A 19,809-nucleotide genomic window follows, 5' to 3' on the forward strand; every position below is an offset into this window, starting at 1 on the left:
GTGCAAGCCTTCACCCCCGCCCTTCGACAAGCTCAGGATGAGGGTGAAGGCACGGGAACGCCGCGAGCGGGGAGAGGGAGAGGGGCGAGGGGTGAGGGGCGGGCGTCGACACCTTTGTCGAGCTTCGCGGTCCGGCGGAAAAGCAATGCAGAATTGTCCATGGTCGAAAGCGGTGTCACTCTGTAGTAGTGGAAGAGAAGCCAGTCCCTCCCACCCCAGAGCGAGGCATTCATGACCGCGTCTTTCCTCTCCCATCTGCGTAAAGAACTCGATGGCCTGAAGGAGGCCGGGCTCTACAAGAGCGAGCGGGTCATTACCTCGATGCAGTCGGCCGAGATCGAGAGCGGCGGGCAGAGGGTGCTGAATTTCTGCGCCAACAATTATCTGGGCCTTGCCGACAATGAGGAGCTGCGCGAGGCGGCGAAGGCGGCGCTTGACCGCTACGGTTACGGCATGGCCTCGGTGCGCTTCATCTGCGGCACGCAGGAAGAGCACAAAGAACTGGAAGCGAAGATTTCCGGCTTTCTGGGCTATGAGGACACGATCCTTTATTCCTCATGCTTTGACGCCAATGCGGGCCTGTTCGAGACGCTGCTCGGGCCGGAGGATGCGATCATTTCGGATGCGCTCAACCATGCGTCGATCATCGATGGCGTGCGGCTGTGCAAGGCGCAGCGCCATCGCTACGCCAACAACGACATGGGCGCGCTGGAGGAATGTCTGAAGCGGGCCGAGGGCGCGCGCTTCCGGCTGATCGCCACGGATGGCGTGTTTTCCATGGATGGCATCATCGCCAATCTGGGCGCGGTCTGCGATCTGGCGGAAAAATACGATGCGATGGTGATGGTGGATGACAGCCATGCGGTCGGTTTCGTGGGTGAGAACGGACGCGGCACGCCGGAGCATTGCGGCGTGGAAGGCCGGGTCGACATCATGACGGGCACGCTGGGCAAGGCGCTGGGCGGGGCCTCGGGCGGCTATACATGTGGCAAGGGTGAAGTGGTCGACTGGCTGCGCCAGCGCTCGCGGCCCTATCTGTTTTCGAACACGCTGGCCCCGGTGATCGCGGCGGCCTCGCTCAGGGTTTTCGACATGGTGGCGGGCGGGGGCGGCCTGCGCCAGAAGCTCTATGACAATGCGGCGCGCTTCCGCGCCGGCATGGAAAAGCAGGGGTTCACGCTTGCGGGCGCTGATCACCCGATCATCCCGGTGATGCTGGGCGATGCAGCACTTGCCGAGAAGATGGCGTCGCGGCTTCTGGAGGAGGGCATCTATGTGATCGGCTTCTCCTTCCCCGTGGTGCCGAAGGGGGCTGCCCGTATCCGCACGCAGATGTCTGCCGCGCACTCGGCCGCAGACATTGATCGCGCGGTGGAGGCGTTTGGAAAGATCGGGCGTGAGCTTGGGGTGATCGCTTAGAGCGTTTTAGCGCAATTCCGGACGGATAACCGGTTTCCGCTTTTCCTGGAATTGCTTGTCTTGAAGGTGGGCGCAGGCCCCTCATCCGCCTGCCGGCACCTTCTCCCCGCAGGCGGGGGAAGGACGGCCACCCAAACACTCTGGAAGGATAGTCGACGATGTCCAACATGATGAAGGCGCTCGTTAAATCCAGACCCGAGGAGGGCCTTTGGATGGAGCGTGTTCCCGTGCCCGAGATCGGGCCGAACGACGTGCTCATCAAGGTGCGCAAGACGGCGATCTGCGGCACGGACGTGCATATCTGGAACTGGGACGAGTGGGCACAGAACACCGTGCCGGTGCCGCTGGTGACGGGCCATGAATTCGTCGGCGAGGTGACGGAGGTTGGCTCGGCGGTGACGGAATACAAGCCCGGCCAGCGGGTTTCCGGCGAGGGGCACATCGTGTGCGGCCATTGTCGCAACTGCCGGGCTGGGCGCGGGCATCTGTGCCACAACACGCTGGGCGTGGGCGTTCACCGCGCGGGCGCGTTCGCCGAGTTCATCGCGCTGCCGCAGCACAATGTGGTGCCGATCCCCGACAACATTCCCGATGAAATCGCGGCGATTTTCGATCCGCTTGGCAATGCGGTGCACACCGCGCTTTCCTTCGACCTGGTGGGCGAGGACGTGCTGGTGACGGGCGCAGGCCCCATCGGCATCATGGGCGCATTGGTGGCGCAGGCCGTGGGCGCGCGCAAGGTGGTCATCACCGACATCAATCCGGGCCGGCTGGAGCTCGCCAGAAAGCTTGGCGTGCAGCACACGATGAACGCGGCGGAAGAAACGCTGCCGGAGGTGATGCGCCAGCTCGGCATGACGGAAGGCTTTGATGTGGGGCTTGAAATGTCGGGTGCGGCTCCCGCCTTCCGCGACATGATCGACGTGATGAACAATGGCGGCAAGATCGCCATTCTGGGCATTGCGCCGGCGGGTTTCGAGATCGACTGGAACAAGGTCATCTTCAAGATGCTGCACCTGAAGGGCATTTACGGGCGCGAGATGTTCGAGACCTGGTACAAGATGATCGCGCTGGTTCAGACGCGGCTCGACGTGCGCGACCTGATCACCCACCGCATTGCCGCAGACGATTTCCGTGAAGGCTTCGCCGCCATGCGTTCGGGCGAGGCCGGCAAGGTGGTGATGAGCTGGTAGCGCCGCTGGAGCAATTCCAGGAAAAGCGGGAGCCGGTTTTCCGTCCGGAATTGATCTAATCTTCCAGTGCGGCGCGCTCCAGGGCTTCAAGGCCGGTGAGAAGGGCTGTGCGCTCTTCCGGCTTCATGCGGCCGAGAAGCCGCGTCTCGAAGCCGTGCGCGACGGGCACCATGTCCTCATAGGCCTTCTGGCCCACCCTGCTGAGGGTCAGGCGCTCCACGCGGCGATCCTGCGCGTCGGGCTCGCGCAGGAGCCAGCGCCGCTCTTCCAGCGAGGCGACGGCGCGGCTCACCTTGGTCTTGTGCATGGAAGAATGCGCGCCGATATCGGTCGCGGTCATGGTGCCGAACTGGCCGAGCGTGGCGAGTGTGCGCCATTCGGGCCGCGTCAGGCCGAGGCGTGCGCGATAGGCCTGAGAGAATTTGCGGCTGATCGCATCGGTGAGACGCGTGAGCCGATAGGGCAGAAAAGCCTCCAGTGCGAGGATGGTGCGGTCGGTTGCGTTCCGGGGGAAGCCGGGCGGGGGAACGGACGTGGTCATGTGCGGCGGTTTCTCCTTATGTTTCCCTCTCGAGCGCCGTGCGTCCATTTGGACGCAGAAAGGACGCTCTAACCTGTTGAACCCGCGCATCGTGTTTCCCGAATTTCGGGCCGATGCTCTGGTGCCGTTGATAGTTACATTCGCCATGGTTACGGTTGCAACCAATTCGTCGCTTCCCCGACTTCATGGAGGAATGAATGACCGTCCAGTACATGCCGGGCTTCGGCAATGACTTTGAAACGGAAAGCCTGCCCGGCGCGCTGCCGCAGGGGCAGAACTCGCCGCAGCAGCCCGCTTACGGGCTCTATGCAGAACAGCTTTCAGGCTCGCCCTTCACCGCGCCGCGCGGGACGAATGAGCGGTCCTGGCTCTATCGCATTCGCCCGAGCGTGAGGCACACCGGCCGCTTTACGGCGGTCAGCTTCGATGAGTGGAAGTCTGCGCCCAATGTGAACGATCACCAGCTTGCGCTCGGTCAGCTGCGCTGGGACCCGACGCCGATCCCGAACGAGAAGACCGATTTCCTGTCGGGCGTGCACACCATGACCACGGCGGGCGACGCGCAGGGGCAGGCCGGCATGGCGGCCCATGTCTACGCCTTCAACACGTCTATGGTGGATGACTATTTCTTCAACGCCGATGGCGAGTTGATGCTGGTGCCGCAGGAAGGCGGTCTGCGCATCAAGACCGAAATGGGCATCATCGAGATCCAGCCCGGCGAACTGGCGGTTCTGCCGCGGGGCATGGTTTTCCAGGTGGAGCTGATGGACGGGCCGGCGCGCGGCTATATGTGCGAGAATTACGGCGCGAAATTCACCCTGCCGGATCGCGGCCCCATCGGCGCGAACTGCCTGGCCAATCCGCGCGACTTCAAGACGCCGGTCGCCTGGTATGAGGAAAAGGAAACGCCCTGCCGGCTGTTCGTGAAATGGTGCGGCCAGTTTCATGTGACGGAGATCGGCCATTCGCCGCTCGACGTGGTGGCATGGCACGGCAATTACGCGCCTTACAAATACGACCTGTCCACCTTCTCGCCGGTGGGAGCGATCCTGTTCGATCATCCCGACCCGTCGATCTTCACGGTGCTGACCGCGCCATCGGGTGAGGAGGGCACGGCCAATATCGATTTCGTGATCTTCCCGCCGCGCTGGATGGTGGCCGAACACACGTTCCGCCCGCCTTGGTATCACCGCAACATCATGAGCGAGTTCATGGGCCTTATCAAAGGCCAGTACGACGCCAAGGAAGAGGGTTTCGTGCCCGGCGGCTCGTCGCTGCACAACATGATGCTGCCGCATGGGCCGGACACGTTCGGCTTCGAGAAGGCCAGCCATGGCGAACTGAAGCCGGTGAAACTGGAAGAGACCATGGCGTTCATGTTCGAAACCCGGTTCCCGCAGCATCTCACGCGCTATGCGGCCGAGACCGACACGCTGCAGGAAGATTACATCGACTGCTGGAAGGACCTCAAGAAGCGCTTCAACGGAACGCCGGAGGGCGACTGGTCCTGATCGACCAGAGCGACCACAGGCGATATGATCGGCGTTGGTCCGGTGGACCTGCGCCGATTGCGCGTCTTCCCCAACGCATAAAGGACATTGCATGAAACTCGCTACGCTGAAGAACGGAACGCGCGACGGCAAGCTGGTCGTCGTCTCGCGCGACCTGACCCGTTGCACGGACGCTTCCTTTCTTGCGCCGACGCTGCAGGCAGCGCTCGATGACTGGTCCCGGATCGCGCCGCATCTGGCAGCCCTTTCCGAAAGCCTGGATCACGGCTCGGTGCCGGCAGAGCGCTTCCATGAGCATGATGCGCTTTCGCCGCTGCCGCGCGCCTATCAGTGGGCGGACGGTTCGGCCTACGTCAATCACGTGGAGCTGGTGCGCAAGGCGCGCGGGGCGGAAATGCCTGCAAGCTTCTGGACCGATCCGCTGATGTATCAGGGCGGCTCCGACACGTTTCTGGCCCCGCGCGATCCGATCGTGATGGCGGATGAAGCCTATGGCATCGACATGGAAGGCGAGATCGCCGTGGTTGTCGATGACGTGCCGATGGGCGCGACGCCGGAAGAGGCGGCAGCGGCGATCCGGCTGGTGATGCTGGTGAATGACGTTTCGCTGCGTGGCCTGATCCCCGCCGAACTCGGCAAGGGGTTCGGCTTCTTCCAGTCGAAGCCGTCCTCGGCCTTCTCGCCGGTGGCGGTGACGCCGGAAGAGCTGGGCGATGCATGGAACGGCGGCAAGCTCTCGCTGCCGCTTTGCGTGGACTACAATGGCAAGCCGTTTGGCCGGGCCGATGCGGGTGTCGACATGACCTTCGATTTCCCGACGCTGGTGGCGCATGCGGCAAAGACGCGGCCGCTCGGAGCGGGTGCGATCATCGGTTCGGGCACGGTATCCAACAAGCTCGACGGCGGCCCCGGCAAGCCGGTTGACGCCGGTGGCGTGGGCTATTCCTGCATTGCCGAAATCCGCATGATCGAGACCATCAATGACGGCAAGCCGTCGACGCCCTTCATGCGCTTCGGCGACACGGTGCGCATCGAGATGAAGGATGGCGATGGCCATTCGATCTTCGGCGCGATCGAGCAGACGGTTCAGAAATACGAGAAAGGCGCGTAATGGCCAAGCAATTCGCATCCGCAGGCGACCTGACCGAAAAGAAGATCTCGTTTGACGAGATAGGCCGGGACCTCTGGGCCTTCACCGCCGAGGGCGATCCCAATTCGGGCATCATCATTGGCGACGAGTCGGTGATGGTGATCGAGGCGCAGGCAACGCCGCGCCTCGCCGAAAAGGTGATCGAGAAGGTGCGCTCCGTCACCGACAAGCCGATCAGCCATCTGGTGCTGACGCATTATCACGCGGTGCGCGTGCTTGGCGCATCGGCCTATCAGGCCCCGACCGTGATCATGAGCGACAAGGCGCGCTCGATGGTGGTGGAGCGCGGCAAGGAGGACTGGGATTCGGAATTCGTGCGGTTCCCGCGCCTGTTCCAGGGGCATGAATCGATCCCCGGCCTGACCTGGCCCACCACCACCTTCTCGCAGTCGATGACGGTGTATCTGGGCAAGCGCCGGGTGGACCTGATGTTCCTTGGTCGCGCGCACACGGCGGGCGACATCGTGGCGTTCGTGCCGGACGCCAATGTGATGTTCACCGGCGATATCGTGGAGTACCACTCGGCCTGCTATTGCGGTGACGGGCATTTCCACGACTGGCCGGCGACGCTGGAGGAAATCCGCGCTTTCGATCTGGACGCCATCGCACCGGGACGCGGTGACGCGCTGGTGGGGCAGGGCATGGTCAACGAAGCGCTCGACCTGACGGGCGATTTCGTGATGTCCACCTATCAGCCGGTGGCCCGTGTGGCGCAGGGCGGTGGCACGCTGAAGGAGGCGTGGGACGCCTGCCGCGCGGTGTGCGATCCGAAATTCTCCGACTATGCGATCTACGAGCATTGCCTGCCGTTCAATGTGGCGCGCGCCTATGACGAAGCGCTGGGCATCGATACGCCGCGCATCTGGACGGCAGAACGTGACCGCGAAATGTGGGACGCGCTGCAGGGATGACGTGATGAAGCGGGACGGCGCGACGTTTGGAGGACGCGCGCCACTCGCGATGTCGGCTTCCTTCTCCCCGCTTGCGGGGAGAAGGTCCCGGCAGGGGGATGAGGGGCTGGGGATGAGGGGCTGGCGGCGACCTGATTGAGACTGGTTTTGCCGCGCATCTGCTGATTGCCGATGGCGCTCGCCCCGCATCCATACCTTCTCCCCGCTTGCGGGGAGAAGGTCCCGGCAGGGGGATGAGGGGCTGGGGATGAGGGGCTGGCGGCGACCTGATTGAGACTGGTTTTGCCGCGCATCTGCTGATTGCCGATGGCGCTCGCCCCTCATCCTTACCTTCTCCCCGCTTGCGGGGAGAAGGGGGCGTCAGCGCTGGCGCTGTTTTTTCATGACCACCGACTTCATGACCGGAGTTGAGGGTCGTGCACTGGAAGAGGTTTGAGCCGCTTCTTTTTTGAGGAGAAGCGGCTGCAAGGGAGGGTGAAATCCAATGCCGCGTTACGAGTACAGTCCCTTTCCCTACGCGACGCCGCCTGAACTCGCCGAAGGGCATGTCGGGCAATATCCGGTCGCCATCATTGGCGCAGGGCCGGTGGGGCTTGCCGCCGCCATCGACCTTGCGCAGCGTGGCGTTCCCGTCGTCGTGCTCGATGACAATGATGTCGTGTCGGTGGGCAGCCGGGCGATCTGCTGGTCAAAACGCACGCTGGAGATTTTCGACCGGCTGGGCGTTGGCGAACGGATGGTCGAAAAGGGCGTGACCTGGAAGGTGGGGCGCCTGTTCCACCGCGACCGCGAGGTGTGGAACTTCGACCTTTTGCCGGAGGAAGGCCATAAGATGCCGGCCTTCATCAACCTGCAGCAATATTACGTCGAACAGTATCTGGTGGAGCGGGCGGCCGACTTTCCCGAGCTGATCGATTTGCGCTGGAAGAACCGTGTTGCCGGGCTTGAGCAGAAGGGCAGCGATGTGCGCCTTCAGGTGGAAACGCCCGATGGCGCTTACGAGATGGACGCGGCCTGGGTGATCGCCTGTGATGGCGCACGCTCGCCCGTGCGCGGCATGATGGGGCTCGATTTTGCGGGGCAGGTGTTCGAGGAGCGTTTCCTGATCGCCGATGTGGAGATGAAGGCGGACTTTCCCTCAGAGCGCTGGTTCTGGTTCGAGCCGCCCTTCCACAAGGGGCAGTCGGCGCTGCTGCACAAGCAGCCGGACGATATTTACCGCATCGATCTGCAGCTTGGCCCGGACGCCGATCCGGACGAAGAGAAAAAGCCGGAGAATGTGATCCCACGCATCGCCAAGGTGATCGGGCACTCGAAATTCGAGCTCGACTGGGTGTCGGTCTACACATTCCAGTGCCGCAGGATGGAGCGCTTCGTGCATGATCGCGTGATCTTTGCCGGCGACAGCGCGCATATCGTGTCGCCCTTCGGCGCGCGGGGCGGCAATGGCGGCATTCAGGACATCGACAATCTGTGCTGGAAGCTGGCGCTGGTGGTGCAGGGCGAGGCTCCGGCCTCGCTGATCGAGACCTATGACGAGGAGCGCGTTCACGGGGCGGATGAGAACATCCTGAACTCGGCGCGTTCCACTTCGTTCATGACGCCGAAGAGCGAGATGGAGCGCATTTTCCGCGACAGCATTCTTGAGCTTTCGCAGGAGCATGATTTTGCGCGGCGACTGGTGAATTCGGGCCGGCTTTCAAAACCGTGCTCGCTGGCCGGTTGCACATTGCAGGCGGCGTGGGATGGCGAGAGCCCGCTTGCGCCGGGCGAAGCGATGGCCGATGCGCCGGTGCGCGTGGAAGGCAGGGCGTCCTGGCTGCTCGGCGAGGCGGGCGGCGGTTTCGTGCTTCTGGCGGTCGATTGCGATCCGCCCATCGGCCTGCCTGCGGGGCTGCATGTGGTGCAGGTGACGCAACCCGGCGCTTCGGCGGTGGACGGTGTGGAGCATGTCGAGGACAGCGCGGGGGCGGTTGTGGCACGCTATGGCGCGGGGCGGCTTTATCTGTTGCGGCCCGACCAGCATGTGGCGGCGGTGTTCAGGCAGCCCGACGCCCATGAGATCGCCGCCGCCATGACCCATGCGATGGGGAGGGAATGACGATGGACAGAACGGATATCGGCCGTGACCGGCTGGGGACTGACGGCGATGATTTCTATGCGGCCCTGATGGCGGCGCATGAGGGGCTCAGCCTTGAGGAAAGCGCGCGGCTGAACGCGAAGCTGGTGCTGCTTCTGGCCAATCAGGTGGGCGATCTGGAAACGATCCGCAAGGTGTTGGCAGCCGCACGCGGCAGCGCCTGACAGGTGCATGAGAGAAGGGGCAGGCCGTTTCCCGGTCCTGCCCCTTTTCCGCTTCCTGCGGGCCGCAATCGGTGCAGCCCGCATCTGACGTAGCGCCTATTCGGCGGCGTCGACCTTGATGACGCCGCGGCGGATCTGGTCCTCCTCGATGCTCTCGAACAGGGCGCGGAAATTGCCCTCGCCGAAGCCTTCATCGCCCTTGCGCTGAATGAACTCGAAGAAGATCGGGCCGATGACGGTTTTGGAGAAGATCTGCAGCAGGATCTTGGTCATGCCGCCATTCACCACGCCTTCGCCATCGATCAGGATGCCGTGCGTCTTCATGCGCTCGATGGGCTCGTCATGGCCCTGCACGCGGTCATGGCTGCGCTCGTAATAGGTCTCGGGCGGGCCGGGCATGAATTTCAGGCCGTTGTCGGCAAGCCTGTCGGTGGCATCATAGATGCCGTCGGTGCCGACTGCGATGTGCTGGATGCCTTCGCCCTTGTATTTCTTCAGATATTCGACGATCTGGCTCGTGTCGTCCTTGGACTCGTTGAGTGGGATGCGGATCTTGCCGCAGGGGCTGGTGATCGCGCGGGAAACGAGGCCGGTGATGCGGCCATCGATGTCGAAATAGTGGATCTGCGTGAAACCGAAGAGCTCACGGTAGAAGTCCCACCACTTGTCCATGTTACCGCGATAGACATTGTGGGTGAGGTGATCGAGATAGTAGAAGCCGACGCCTTCCGGGCGCGGGTTCTTCTCGCCCAGCCAGTCGAATTCGGCCTCATAGGCCGAGCCTTTGTCACCATAGGCGTCGATGAAGTAGATCAGCGAGCCGCCGATGCCGACAATGGCCGGCACGTCGAGCGTCCTGTCGTCGGCTTCATAGGGCTCTGCGCCCTTGGAAACCGCATGATCGAAGGCTTGCTTCGCATCGACCACGCGCCAGGCCATGGACGGTGCGCAGGGGCCATGCTCGTCGACGAAGCGCATGGCGTGGCTGCCGGGCTCGGCATTGACGATGTAGTTGATGTCGCCCTGACGCCAGACGGAGACCTTCTTCGTCTTGTGACGGGCCACTTCCGTGTAACCCATCTTGGTGAACAGATCGGCGAGTTTTTCCGGCTCCGAGTGGGCGAATTCGACGAATTCAAAACCGTCCGTGCCGGCCGGGTTTTCCTTCGTGATTTCCGGGGGCGGTGCGTCGTGGGGGAACGGACCCATGGAATAACTCCTCCTGAATTGGGAAAATGTGCGCGTTTTTCAACGCATGGGGCATTTTAGGCGGAGTGGCCTGCAAGCGGCTTGCATTCTGGGGCGCATTTTGTGACAAGAGCGCGTGGATCGTGCATGTTGGAGGAGAATTGCATGGCTGAAGCGCGTATCGACGGATATGACCGCAAGATATTAGCCCTCTTGCAGGTCGATGCCCGGCTCACCAACAATGACTTATCGGAACGGGTAAACTTATCGCCCTCGCAATGCTCGCGCCGCCGGCAGCGACTGGAGGAGGAGGGCTATATTTGCGGCTATGCCGCGATGCTCGATCGTGACCGGCTGGGCTTTCCGCTGGTCAACATCATCACCGTAACACTCGCCACGCACAACCCCGACAATGCCCGCCGTTTCGGCGAATTGCTTGCGCGGTTGCCCGAAGTGCAGGAGGCGCACGCGCTGACCGGCGAGATGGACTACATATTGAAGGTCGTGACGCCCGACCTCAAATCGCTTTCCAATTTCGTCAATGGCGTGCTGTTGCCGCATGATTCGGTGCAGCATGTGAAAAGCGCCATTGTTCTGGAGACCCTGAAGGAAACCGGTGCGCTGCCGCTCTGAAAGTGCTTTGCGTTACGAATCTTGTGAGATTTTCCTCTTTATTGTTACATAATTTCCACTAAAGTCACGGCTGGACGGAGGGCGCGTTTCCAGAGGATACTTGGCGTGACGGCCACCCCGCGAAGAAAGGGAGTTCTTCGGGCGGAGACGCATCAGCCGTAAACAACGATACGAAGCGTTCGCTGGCGCTTTGACCATGCAATCGGGAGGAGAAGCATGAAATCATTTTCCGTGAGAAAATTAGCCCTGGCGGCTGCCGTAGCGGCAAGCGGGCTCGTGGGCGCTTCGGTGGCCTCGTTCGCGCAGGAGGTGACGCTGAGGCTGCACCAGTTCCTGCCGCCGCAGGCGAATGTGCCGAAACTGGTGCTCGACCCGTGGGCCGACAAGGTGGAGAAGGATTCGGGCGGGCGCATCAAGATCGAGCGTTATCCCGCCATGCAGCTCGGCGGCACGCCGCCGCAGCTTTACGATCAGGCGCGTGACGGCATCGTTGATATCGTCTGGACGCTGCCGGGCTCCACGCCGGGCCGCTTCCCCTCCACGGAAGTGTTCGAACTGCCCTTCATGATGACCAATGCCGAGGCGACCTCGCGCGCCTATTGGGATTTGTACGAAAAATACATGAAGGACACGGAATTCAAGGACACACATGTGCTGGGTGTCTGGGTTCACGGTCCGGGCATGCTGCACTCCAAGGCGCCGATCGAGAAGCTCGACGATCTGAAGGGCATGAAGATCCGTGCCCCCACGCGCATCATCAACTCGCTTCTTGGCCAGCTGGGCGCGACGCCCGTGGGCATGCCGGTGCCGCAGATCACGGAATCGCTCTCCAAGGGCGTGATCGATGGCTGCGTCATCCCCTGGGAAGTGACGCCGGCGCTGAAGGTGCCCGAGCTCGTTTCCAACCACACGGAATTTGGCGGCGATCAGGCGCTCTATACGACGACCTTCGTTCTGGCGATGAACAAGGCGAAGTATGACAGCCTGCCCGACGACCTGAAAAAGGTGATCGACGACAATTCCGGTCAGGAATTTGCAGCCTTTGCCGGCAGCACGCAGGCAGGGGCTGATGGTCCGAGCCGCCAGATCGCGGTGGATCGCGGCAACAACATCATCCAGATCAGCGCCGAGGACACCGAAACCTGGAAGAAGGCCGCCGAGCCGGTCTACGCCCAGTGGGTTGAGGAAATGAAAGAAAAGGGCATCGACGGTCAGAAGCTGATCGATGAAGCCCGCGCCCTGATCGACCAGTATACCGGTCAGTAAGGTCCTGAGGCCATGAAACCGAGGCGGGCCCCTGCGGTCCGCCTCTTTTCTGAACGGTCTCGCCGCTTCGGCATGGGCGAGACGATCCGATCTTTCAACTTTGCATCGGTCCGGTGGGAACCGGCGGGCTCCGGCTCCGCAGGCGTTCGGGCGCTTGCGTGGGAAGAAGTGGCTGGCTAACGTCATCGGACCCCGCTGAAAAGGTACAAGGCTGAAAAGGTACAAGGCCGAAAAGGTGCAAGCCGAAAAGGTACAAGAATGAGTGGGAACGCCATGGGAAGGCACGTGGGACTGAACGTGCGACGGCACGTGGGACTGGACGTGCGACGGCACGTGGGACGGGAAGGCGCATGAGACTATCGAGCATCATTGTCTGGCTGGCCAGGACAATGGCCATTCTGGGCGGGATCGTTCTGGTGGCGGTGATCGTCATGACGGTCGCCAGCATTACCGGCCGCGCGTTGGTGCGCTTCGGGCTCGGCCCCGTGCCGGGTGATTTTGAACTGGTGCAGGCCGGCGTCGGCTTTGCCGTCTTTGCCTTTCTGCCCTGGTGCCAGCTCAATCGCGGTCATGCCACGGTGGACATTTTCACCGCTTTCCTGCCGGGCAGCGTGAACCATGTGATCGATCTGGTGACGGAGATCATCATGACGCTGGTTCTGTTGCTGATCGCCCGCCAGCTCTATTACGGCATGATCGACAAGCTGAGCTACAGCGAAACCACCTTCATTCTCCAGTTTCCCCTGTGGTGGCCCTATGCGGCCTGCCTGGTGGCGGCTGTCATCGCGGTGATCGTGTCTATCTACATGGTCTTCGTCCGCTATCGTGAATTCAGGGCCGGAACGCCGACGCCGGGGCTCGGGCAGGGGAGTGTTCATTGACCAATCTTGAAATCGGGCTCTGGTCCTTTCCGTTACTGCTGCTTCTGATCTTCCTGCGTCTGCCCATCGGTCTCGCCATGCTTCTGTGCGGGCTCGGCGGCAGCTGGATCGTGTTCGGCAATGTCACGCCGGTGCTCGCCAAGCTGAAGAACGAGACCTATTCGACCTTTTCCGGCTATTCGCTTTCCATCATTCCGCTGTTCCTGCTGATGGGGCAGTTTGCAACGCTGGGCGGCATGTCGCGGGCGCTGTTCAAGGCGGCTGAAACATGGATGGGCCACCGGCGCGGTGGTGTGGCCATGGCGGCGGTGGGCGCATGCGCCGGCTTTGGCGCGATCTGCGGCTCGTCGCTGGCGACGGCGGCGACGATGAGCCAGGTGGCGCTGCCGGAGCTGCGGCGCTACGGCTATTCGGGCGCGCTCGCCACGGGCACGCTGGCGGCCGGCGGCACGCTCGGCATTCTTATCCCGCCATCGGTGATCCTCGTCATCTATGCGATCCTGACCGAGCAGAACATCGCGAAACTGTTCGTTGCGGCCCTCGTGCCGGGCGTTCTGGCTGCTGTCGGGTACATGCTCGCCATCTCTATCTATGTGCGGCTCTGGCCCGACTCCGCCGGCACGCGCGAGCGTGCGCCCTATTCGGAGCGGATGCGGGCGCTGCTCGATGTCTGGCCGGTGCTGATCGTGTTTCTGGCGGTTGTGGGTGGCATCTATCTGGGTGTCTTCACGCCGACGGAAGGCGCTGCGGTGGGGGCGGCGGGCACGGGCCTGATCGCGCTCATCAATGGCGGGCTGACACGCGAAACCTTCGTGGAATCAATCCTTGCGACGGCAACCGCCACGGCGATGATCTTCTTCATCGTTCTGGGTGCCGGGTTCTACAATTCGTTCCTGGCGCTGGCTCAGGTGCCGCAGCAGATGGCGGCGTTTGTGAGCGAGCAGGGCTACAGCCCCTGGATGGTACTGACGCTGATCCTGCTGCTTTATCTCGTGTTCGGCTGCGTGATGGACTCGCTGTCGATGATCCTGCTGACCATTCCGATCTTCTTCCCGATCGTCACGGTTCTGGATTTCGGGCTGGGCGCGGAAGAATTCGCGATCTGGTTCGGCATTCTGGTGCTGATCGTCGTGGAGGTGGGGCTGATAACGCCGCCCGTGGGCATGAACCTGTTCGTCTTGAACTCGATGGCCAAAGACACGCCGATCTCGGCGACTTATCGCGGTGTTCTGCCCTTCGTGATGAGCGATATTCTGCGGGTGGCGCTTTTGACGCTGTTCCCGGCGATATCGCTGTTCATGTTGCGCTGGCTTTATTGAGGACACAAAAAAGCGGGGCCGGAAATCGGCCCCGCTTTTTTTAGCGATCAATCACGTCCGGGCGGTGCTTCTTAAAGACCGCGTTCCTTGATGATGCCGTAGAGATTTGCCGAGCGCGCGCCGCTGCGGCAATAGGCGAAAACCGGGCCGGGAAGCTCTTTCAGAGCCGCTGCCATGTCGGTCACGTCGTCCATTGTCATGGCGCCGGAAACCACCGGCACATGGCGGAAGGAGAGCCCCGCCTCTTCTGCAGCGCGGGCGATGCTCTCGACTGCGGGCTGGCCTGCTTCTTCGCCCTCGGGGCGATTGCAGATGATGCTCTTGAAACCGGCTGCCTTCACGGTCGCGATGTCTTCCACCGTGATCTGCGCGGCGACGGCGTACTCTTCTGAAATCTGACGAATGTCCATACTGTCTCGTTCCGCTGTTTCGTTTGGCGTCGAATATAGGGTGCGACCCCGTCTTATGCGAGGTCGGCAAAGCCTCCGCCGGTCAATGCAAGCTGGCGAAGCAGCGGCGCAGGCTCAAAGAGCGGGTTGCCGGTCTTCTGATGCCAGTGCTCCAGCCGTTCGACGATTGTCCTGATGCCGAAGCGCTCGGCCCAGAACATCGGGCCGCCCTTGGCGACCGGGAAGCCGTAGCCATTGACCCACACCACGTCGATGTCGGAGGCGCGGGCGGCAATGCGCTCCTCAAGGATCTTCGCACCCTCGTTGATCATCGGGTAAAGCGTGCGCTCGGTGATCTCGTCCGCGCTGATCTCGCGCCGTTCGACGCCGAGTTCCGCAGCCTTCTTCTCGATGAGCTCCTGAACGAAGGGGTCAGGCTTCGGTGTGCGGGAGCCTTCCTCATAGAGATAGAAGCCGCGTCCGGCCTTCTGGCCGAAATGGCCCGCTTCGCACAGCGTGTCGGCGATGGGGGCGGTGAGACCGAGCGACTGGCGGTGCTTCCAGCTGATGTCGAGGCCGGCAAGGTCGACCATCTGGAACGGCCCCATGGGCCAGCCGAAATCGGTGAACACGCGATCGACCTGCTCGGGCGTTGCGCCGGAGAGGAGAAGGTCTTCGTTCTGCTCGCGCCGGGCGGCAAGCATGCGGTTTCCGACGAAGCCATTGCACACGCCGACCACGACCGGAACCTTGCCGATTTTACGGGCAAGGGTCAGCGCGGTCTTGATGACTTCGGGCGCGGTCTCGTCGCCGCGCACGATCTCCAGAAGCTTCATGACGTGGGCGGGAGAGAAGAAGTGAAGGCCGACCACATCCTGCGGACGCTTCGTGGTGGCCGCGATCTCGTTGACGTCGAGATAGGAGGTGTTGGAGGCGAGGATCGCGCCGGGCTTCAGCACGCTGTCGAGCGCGGTGAAGACCTGACGCTTCACGCCCATGTCCTCGAACACGGCTTCGATGACGATGTCGCAGTCGGAAAGGTCTGCATAATCGGTGGTGCCGGAGATCCGCGCGATCCGCGCTTCCTTCTCTTCAGGCGCGATGGAGCCGCGCTTGACCGACCCGGCATAGGTTTTCTCGACATGGGCGAGACCGCGCGCAATGGCGTCCTCGTTCATCTCCAGAATGGTGACGGGAATGCCGCCATTGGCCAGCGCCATGGCGATGCCCGCACCCATCGTGCCTGCACCGATGACGCCCGCGCGGGCGATCTTGCGCGCCTCGGTCTCGCGACCGACGCCGGGCACTTTGGTGGCTTCGCGGGTGGCGAAGAAGAGATGACGCTGGGCGGCGGATTCGGCGCTGTCGCGGCGCTCCAGAAAGAGTTCGCGCTCGCGGTCGAGTGCTGCGTCGAACTCCATGGTGATGGCGTTGCGGACGGCTTCGGCCGCCGTGTGCGGGGCGGTGAGGCCGCGCGCCTTCTTCGTGACCGCCCTGACCGCTTCGTCAAAGGCGGCGAGGTCGACGGCGAGCTTTTCGGCGCGTGCGCGGATGTGGGGGTGTGTGTTGCCGGAGGCCGCCTTCTCGCGGGCGAATGCGATGGCTTCTGCAAGCAGATCGGTTTCGGCCAGCCGGTCGACCGCGCCAAGCCGCACCGCTTCGTCCATGCCGATGGGCTTGCCGGAGACGATCATCTTCAGCGCCGCTTCGGGGCCGACCAGGCGCGGCAGGCGCACCGTGCCGCCGGCGCCCGGGATGAGACCCAGATTGACTTCGGGAAGGCCGATCATGGCGCTCTTGTCGGCCACCCGGTAGTGGCAGCCGAGCGCCAGTTCGAGGCCGCCGCCAAGCGCGGTGCCGTGGATGGCGGCCACGGTGGGCTTGTCGATGCTCTCGAGCATGGCGATAAGGTCGGGAAGGCTCGGCTCCTTCGGTGGCTTGCCGAATTCGGAAATGTCGGCTCCGGCAATGAAGGTGCGGCCTGCGCAGGTGATGACGATGGCCTGAACGGCGTCATCGGCTTTTGCCTGCTGCAGCGCTTCGAAGAGCGGCGCGCGCAGCGCATGGCCGAGCGCGTTGACCGGGGGATTGTCCAGAGTGAGGACGGCAATGCCATTGTCCCGGGTGATCTTTACGGTGTCGCTCATTCAAAGTCCTCTCGTCATCTGAAGTGACCAGTTTGCCGTGCGGCGTGGGCAAATGCAGCGCGGCATATCGCCCGTTGGGAAATGTTCAGGCATCGGGCGCGGTGCTGCGCAGGAAGTCTGCAATGAGTGCGACCGTTTTCTCGGGCTGCTCGATGCAGGGCAGGTGACCGGCGTCTTTCACGATCTCGAACCGTGCGCCTTCGATGAGCCCGGCAAGCGTGCGCACCAGATCGGGCGGGGTCGAGCCATCGTGATCGCCGACGATGCACAGGGTGGGAAGTTTCAGGGTGGCTGTCGATTCCGTCAGGTCGGCATCGCGCAGGGCAAAGCCGGTGCCGGCATAGCCGTCGACCGTGGTGCGGGTGAGCATCGCGGTGTAGCCGATGAAATCGGCGTTGTCCGGCGAGCGGAAGGCGGGCGTGAACCAGCGTTCGAGGATGCCGTCCGAGATGGCGGCAATGCCTTTCGTGTTCACCGCCTCGATGCGGTTGTTCCAGAGGTCGTCATTGCCGATTCTGTGGGCGGTGTCGCAGAGCACAAGGCGCGACACGCGATGCGGATGCCAGGTGGCGAGGCCCTGGGCGATCATGCCGCCGACCGAAAGGCCGATAATGGTGGCTCCGGAAATGTCCAGATGGTCGAGCAGGGCGGCCAGATCATCGACGTGATCGGCAAGCGCATAGGGCTGCGGCGTGGCCTCGGAAAGGCCATGGCCGCGCTTGTCATAGAGGACGATGCGGTAGTCGGCTTCAAGCCGCGCGACGACGCCATCCCAGATGCGGAAATCTGTTCCCAGCGAGTTGGAAAAGACCAGAACGGGCTTGCCGACCGTTCCCCTGACCTCGTGATGAATGACGACGCCGTTTACCCGCACAAAGCGCATATGCTCTCCTCCCATAGTTTGCCGTTAGGCGGCTTCTGTATGGGAGAAGGGCGCGGCGTCGTCAATGATCGGAAGTTCGAAACGGCCTTGGGTTCTGATCCCAGAGCGCCGTGCGTCCATTCGGACGCACAAGGGACGCTCTAACCTGTTGAACCTACGCATCGTGCTTTCCGAAAATCGATTCCGATTTTCGGGCCGATGCGTTAGCCGGCCATCGTCATTTCGACGGGACCGTTCAGCGAGTTGGAAACGGTGCAGCGGGCCTTGGCGCGCTTGATGAGCTCTTCGCACTGCGCCTCGTCGGGCATGGTGTCGAGCGAGACGGTGGCGGCGTAGCTGCCGATACGGTCGGGCAGATCCTCGGCCTTCTTGCCGCTCACTTCCACGGAAACCGTGCCGACTTCGATCTTCATTTCCTGCGCGGCGTGGTGGAAGGAGAGCGCAAGGCACGCGCCGAGCGCGGAGATCATGAAGTCCACCGGCGTTCCGGCCTCTTCCGTGGAGGGCGAGGTGATGGCGACATTCTGCTTCGGCGCGGTGTCGACATTGATGACCTTGCCAGGGCCGATGGCCGTGGTGAAGGGACCGTAGGTTTTCGCTTTGATGCGGATCGCCATGTTTAGAGACTCCAGAAAGGCAATTCAGACGCGCCACATGTAATGGCGCGCCTGTCCCGCGTCCACCGGAGATGAGGCGAAGCCCCGGCGACCGATTGCCGACGGAGAAGAGGCGAAGCCTCAGCGGCCGGTTGCCGGTGCGCCGAGCCCCCAGCTCCCGCGCAGATCATCGGCTGTCGCGAGCGGCGTGCCAAGCGCGGTGAGGGATGCAGCGACACTGGAAACGAGGGCCGCATTGTCCGGCGCGATCTTGCCATCGGGGCGTTGCAGATTGTTCTCGAAGCCGACGCGGGCATGGCCGCCCAGAAGGCAGCCCGCAGTGACGCAGGCGGCCTCGCGCGGGCCGAAGGCGCAGAGCATGAAATGCGCGAAATCCGGCATGGTCCCGTCAAGGAAGGGCAGGAGATCGGCAGGATCGGAGCGCTGGCCTTCCGTGTAGCGGCCGAGCACGTAGAGAACCGGAATGTCGGGGAAGGGGATGAGGCCGTGCGCCATCATGCGCTTGAGCTGCAGCGCCTCTTCCGGGTGGTAGAGGATGATCTGCGGGGCGATGTTCTCGGCGCGCATGAAGGAGAGAAATTTTGAAAATTCCTCTTCGTGCGAGGCGTCGGGCACCAGTTCGCGCAGGGCAAGCGATACCGCTTCCGGGCGCACTTGGCGCACCACATCCATCTGCTCGCGCACGCCATAGCGCCCCACGGCCTCGGTGGTGATCTGGATCACCAGACGGTCGCCGACAGCCTTCCTGATGGCGGCGATGGCGTCGCGATAGGCATCGGCATCAAGGATGTGACGGCCTTCTTCATCGCGCACATGGCAATGGATCATGGCGGCACCGGCTTCAAGGCAGGCCGCTGCGGTTTCGGCCAGCTGGGCGGATGTCTGCGGCAGGGCGGGATGGTCCGCGCGGGTGCGGCGTCCACCATTGGGGGCGACGGCGATGGCGGCGCGATGGGCGTTTGCAGATGCGCTCACGGAATACTCCATTTGAAGCATTTAATATCAACTTGCAACACTTGTTGCATACGCCGAAGCGCCCGTCTAGGATGAGCCATCATGGATCGCGCCACACTTGCTGACCGCATTACGGAATCCTTTGAAGACCTGCCGGGCCAGCTTGGCGCGGCGGCGCGCTACATTCTCGACAATCCGGGCGATGTGGCGCTGCTTTCCATGCGCGAGCAGGCGCGGCGTGCGGGCGTTCAGCCATGGACGATGACGCGGCTTGCGAAGCGTTTCGGCTTTGATGGTTACGACGAACTGCGCCAGCTTCACGGCGAGGCGCTGAAAGAACAGGCGCTCGGCTTTGCCGGCAAGGCGGGGGAGCAGGTTGCCAGGCAGAGGCAGGGCGGGAGTCATGCGCTGGCGCGCGATATCGCCGCGCAGACGGCGGCCCAGCTTGGCAATCTCGCTGACGCCGGCACGCTGGAAGCGCTGGCGCGGGGGGGGGGGCCCCC

Annotated in this window: 19 protein-coding genes; 12 read left to right on the top strand and 7 right to left on the bottom strand. The window is 62.9% G+C overall.

The window, feature by feature from the left end; all coding sequences use genetic code 11:
* Positions 1-231 precede the first annotated feature (231 nt).
* Together NDI72_RS19510 and tdh are read left to right on the top strand one after the other, a co-directional pair.
* Positions 232-1,419: a glycine C-acetyltransferase gene (locus NDI72_RS19510; RefSeq protein ID WP_206993828.1), complete on the top strand. Its 1,188-nt coding sequence runs from the start codon at positions 232-234 to the stop codon at positions 1,417-1,419.
* A gap of 158 nt (positions 1,420-1,577) precedes the next feature.
* Positions 1,578-2,612: an L-threonine 3-dehydrogenase gene (gene tdh / locus NDI72_RS19515; RefSeq protein ID WP_113154345.1), complete on the top strand. Its 1,035-nt coding sequence runs from the start codon at positions 1,578-1,580 to the stop codon at positions 2,610-2,612.
* Between the two features lie 55 nt (positions 2,613-2,667).
* Here tdh and NDI72_RS19520 read toward each other — a convergent pair whose 3' ends face one another.
* Positions 2,668-3,153 carry a MarR family winged helix-turn-helix transcriptional regulator gene (locus tag NDI72_RS19520; protein ID WP_283801509.1) on the bottom strand — a complete coding sequence of 162 codons (486 nt, stop codon included), beginning with the start codon at positions 3,151-3,153 and terminating at the stop codon, positions 2,668-2,670.
* A gap of 197 nt (positions 3,154-3,350) precedes the next feature.
* On the opposite strand from NDI72_RS19520, the gene hmgA reads away from it, so the two are divergent.
* The 5 genes from hmgA (at position 3,351) to NDI72_RS19545 (ending at position 9,029) form a co-directional block, all read left to right on the top strand.
* On the top strand, positions 3,351-4,664 hold the full coding sequence (hmgA, locus tag NDI72_RS19525; protein ID WP_206544739.1) for a homogentisate 1,2-dioxygenase: 1,314 nt from the start codon (positions 3,351-3,353) through the stop codon (positions 4,662-4,664).
* A 91-nt stretch (positions 4,665-4,755) separates the two neighbouring features.
* Positions 4,756-5,775: a fumarylacetoacetate hydrolase family protein gene (locus NDI72_RS19530; protein WP_206544740.1), complete on the top strand. Its 1,020-nt coding sequence runs from the start codon at positions 4,756-4,758 to the stop codon at positions 5,773-5,775.
* Positions 5,775-6,725 carry an MBL fold metallo-hydrolase gene (locus NDI72_RS19535; protein ID WP_113154349.1) on the top strand — a complete coding sequence of 317 codons (951 nt, stop codon included), beginning with the start codon at positions 5,775-5,777 and terminating at the stop codon, positions 6,723-6,725. The genes NDI72_RS19530 and NDI72_RS19535 overlap by 1 nt, the downstream gene beginning before the upstream one ends.
* Positions 6,726-7,209: 484 nt before the next feature.
* Positions 7,210-8,826: an FAD-dependent oxidoreductase gene (locus NDI72_RS19540; RefSeq protein WP_283801510.1), complete on the top strand. Its 1,617-nt coding sequence runs from the start codon at positions 7,210-7,212 to the stop codon at positions 8,824-8,826.
* Positions 8,823-9,029: a DUF2783 domain-containing protein gene (locus NDI72_RS19545; protein ID WP_502888431.1), complete on the top strand. Its 207-nt coding sequence runs from the start codon at positions 8,823-8,825 to the stop codon at positions 9,027-9,029. Before NDI72_RS19540 ends, NDI72_RS19545 begins: the two co-directional genes overlap by 4 nt.
* Positions 9,030-9,125: 96 nt before the next feature.
* Here NDI72_RS19545 and hppD read toward each other — a convergent pair whose 3' ends face one another.
* A complete protein-coding gene (hppD, locus tag NDI72_RS19550) occupies positions 9,126-10,238 on the bottom strand; it encodes a 4-hydroxyphenylpyruvate dioxygenase (protein WP_206544742.1) in 1,113 nt (370 codons plus the stop codon).
* Positions 10,239-10,382: 144 nt separating this feature from the next.
* Between hppD and NDI72_RS19555 the strand changes: the two genes are divergently transcribed.
* The 4 genes from NDI72_RS19555 to NDI72_RS19570 all read left to right on the top strand — a co-directional run bounded on the left by NDI72_RS19555 (position 10,383) and on the right by NDI72_RS19570 (position 14,316).
* A complete protein-coding gene (locus NDI72_RS19555; protein WP_283801511.1) occupies positions 10,383-10,850 on the top strand; it encodes an Lrp/AsnC family transcriptional regulator in 468 nt (155 codons plus the stop codon).
* Positions 10,851-11,066: 216 nt separating this feature from the next.
* The gene (locus tag NDI72_RS19560) at positions 11,067-12,116 is read left to right on the top strand and encodes a TRAP transporter substrate-binding protein (RefSeq protein ID WP_206544743.1); all 1,050 of its coding nucleotides are present in this window, start codon (positions 11,067-11,069) and stop codon (positions 12,114-12,116) included.
* A gap of 350 nt (positions 12,117-12,466) precedes the next feature.
* Positions 12,467-12,997, top strand: a complete 531-nt coding sequence (locus tag NDI72_RS19565; protein WP_283801512.1) for a TRAP transporter small permease — start codon at positions 12,467-12,469, stop codon at positions 12,995-12,997.
* The gene (locus NDI72_RS19570) at positions 12,994-14,316 is read left to right on the top strand and encodes a TRAP transporter large permease (RefSeq protein ID WP_206547170.1); all 1,323 of its coding nucleotides are present in this window, start codon (positions 12,994-12,996) and stop codon (positions 14,314-14,316) included. The genes NDI72_RS19565 and NDI72_RS19570 overlap by 4 nt, the downstream gene beginning before the upstream one ends.
* A gap of 71 nt (positions 14,317-14,387) precedes the next feature.
* Here NDI72_RS19570 and NDI72_RS19575 read toward each other — a convergent pair whose 3' ends face one another.
* The 5 genes from NDI72_RS19575 to NDI72_RS19595 all read right to left on the bottom strand — a co-directional run bounded on the left by NDI72_RS19575 (position 14,388) and on the right by NDI72_RS19595 (position 19,339).
* Positions 14,388-14,726 (bottom strand): protein tyrosine phosphatase family protein, encoded by a 339-nt coding sequence (locus NDI72_RS19575; protein WP_283801514.1) that lies wholly within the window; start codon positions 14,724-14,726, stop codon positions 14,388-14,390.
* Positions 14,727-14,779: 53 nt separating this feature from the next.
* Positions 14,780-16,852 (bottom strand): 3-hydroxyacyl-CoA dehydrogenase NAD-binding domain-containing protein, encoded by a 2,073-nt coding sequence (locus tag NDI72_RS19580; protein ID WP_283801515.1) that lies wholly within the window; start codon positions 16,850-16,852, stop codon positions 14,780-14,782.
* Between the two features lie 85 nt (positions 16,853-16,937).
* Positions 16,938-17,735 carry a 3-oxoadipate enol-lactonase gene (gene pcaD, locus NDI72_RS19585; RefSeq protein WP_283801516.1) on the bottom strand — a complete coding sequence of 266 codons (798 nt, stop codon included), beginning with the start codon at positions 17,733-17,735 and terminating at the stop codon, positions 16,938-16,940.
* A 203-nt stretch (positions 17,736-17,938) separates the two neighbouring features.
* Positions 17,939-18,352, bottom strand: a complete 414-nt coding sequence (locus NDI72_RS19590; RefSeq protein ID WP_113154360.1) for an OsmC family protein — start codon at positions 18,350-18,352, stop codon at positions 17,939-17,941.
* Between the two features lie 120 nt (positions 18,353-18,472).
* Positions 18,473-19,339, bottom strand: a complete 867-nt coding sequence (locus NDI72_RS19595; protein ID WP_502888435.1) for a beta-keto acid cleavage family enzyme — start codon at positions 19,337-19,339, stop codon at positions 18,473-18,475.
* Between the two features lie 69 nt (positions 19,340-19,408).
* Between NDI72_RS19595 and NDI72_RS19600 the strand changes: the two genes are divergently transcribed.
* Positions 19,409-19,809, top strand: a 401-nt coding sequence (locus NDI72_RS19600; RefSeq protein WP_502888432.1) for a MurR/RpiR family transcriptional regulator, incomplete at its 3' end; no start/stop codon positions are given.

Origin of the sequence: Nitratireductor sp. GZWM139 (assembly GCF_030068685.1) — a bacterium.
GTDB classification, from domain to species: Bacteria; Pseudomonadota; Alphaproteobacteria; order Rhizobiales; family Rhizobiaceae; genus Nitratireductor; species Nitratireductor aquimarinus.

Excerpts from the sequence above, each read along its gene's own strand:
- NDI72_RS19510 (WP_206993828.1), top strand. The coding sequence starts at position 232 with ATGACCGCGTCTTTCCTCTCCCATCTGCGTAAAGAACTCGATGGCCTG.
- tdh (WP_113154345.1), top strand. The coding sequence starts at position 1,578 with ATGTCCAACATGATGAAGGCGCTCGTTAAATCCAGACCCGAGGAGGGC.
- NDI72_RS19520 (WP_283801509.1), bottom strand. The coding sequence starts at position 3,153 with ATGACCACGTCCGTTCCCCCGCCCGGCTTCCCCCGGAACGCAACCGAC.
- hmgA (WP_206544739.1), top strand. The coding sequence starts at position 3,351 with ATGACCGTCCAGTACATGCCGGGCTTCGGCAATGACTTTGAAACGGAA.
- NDI72_RS19530 (WP_206544740.1), top strand. The coding sequence starts at position 4,756 with ATGAAACTCGCTACGCTGAAGAACGGAACGCGCGACGGCAAGCTGGTC.
- NDI72_RS19535 (WP_113154349.1), top strand. The coding sequence starts at position 5,775 with ATGGCCAAGCAATTCGCATCCGCAGGCGACCTGACCGAAAAGAAGATC.
- NDI72_RS19540 (WP_283801510.1), top strand. The coding sequence starts at position 7,210 with ATGCCGCGTTACGAGTACAGTCCCTTTCCCTACGCGACGCCGCCTGAA.
- NDI72_RS19545 (WP_502888431.1), top strand. The coding sequence starts at position 8,823 with ATGACGATGGACAGAACGGATATCGGCCGTGACCGGCTGGGGACTGAC.
- hppD (WP_206544742.1), bottom strand. The coding sequence starts at position 10,238 with ATGGGTCCGTTCCCCCACGACGCACCGCCCCCGGAAATCACGAAGGAA.
- NDI72_RS19555 (WP_283801511.1), top strand. The coding sequence starts at position 10,383 with ATGGCTGAAGCGCGTATCGACGGATATGACCGCAAGATATTAGCCCTC.
- NDI72_RS19560 (WP_206544743.1), top strand. The coding sequence starts at position 11,067 with ATGAAATCATTTTCCGTGAGAAAATTAGCCCTGGCGGCTGCCGTAGCG.
- NDI72_RS19565 (WP_283801512.1), top strand. The coding sequence starts at position 12,467 with ATGAGACTATCGAGCATCATTGTCTGGCTGGCCAGGACAATGGCCATT.
- NDI72_RS19575 (WP_283801514.1), bottom strand. The coding sequence starts at position 14,726 with ATGGACATTCGTCAGATTTCAGAAGAGTACGCCGTCGCCGCGCAGATC.
- NDI72_RS19580 (WP_283801515.1), bottom strand. The coding sequence starts at position 16,852 with ATGAGCGACACCGTAAAGATCACCCGGGACAATGGCATTGCCGTCCTC.
- pcaD (WP_283801516.1), bottom strand. The coding sequence starts at position 17,735 with ATGCGCTTTGTGCGGGTAAACGGCGTCGTCATTCATCACGAGGTCAGG.
- NDI72_RS19590 (WP_113154360.1), bottom strand. The coding sequence starts at position 18,352 with ATGGCGATCCGCATCAAAGCGAAAACCTACGGTCCCTTCACCACGGCC.
- NDI72_RS19595 (WP_502888435.1), bottom strand. The coding sequence starts at position 19,339 with ATGGAGTATTCCGTGAGCGCATCTGCAAACGCCCATCGCGCCGCCATC.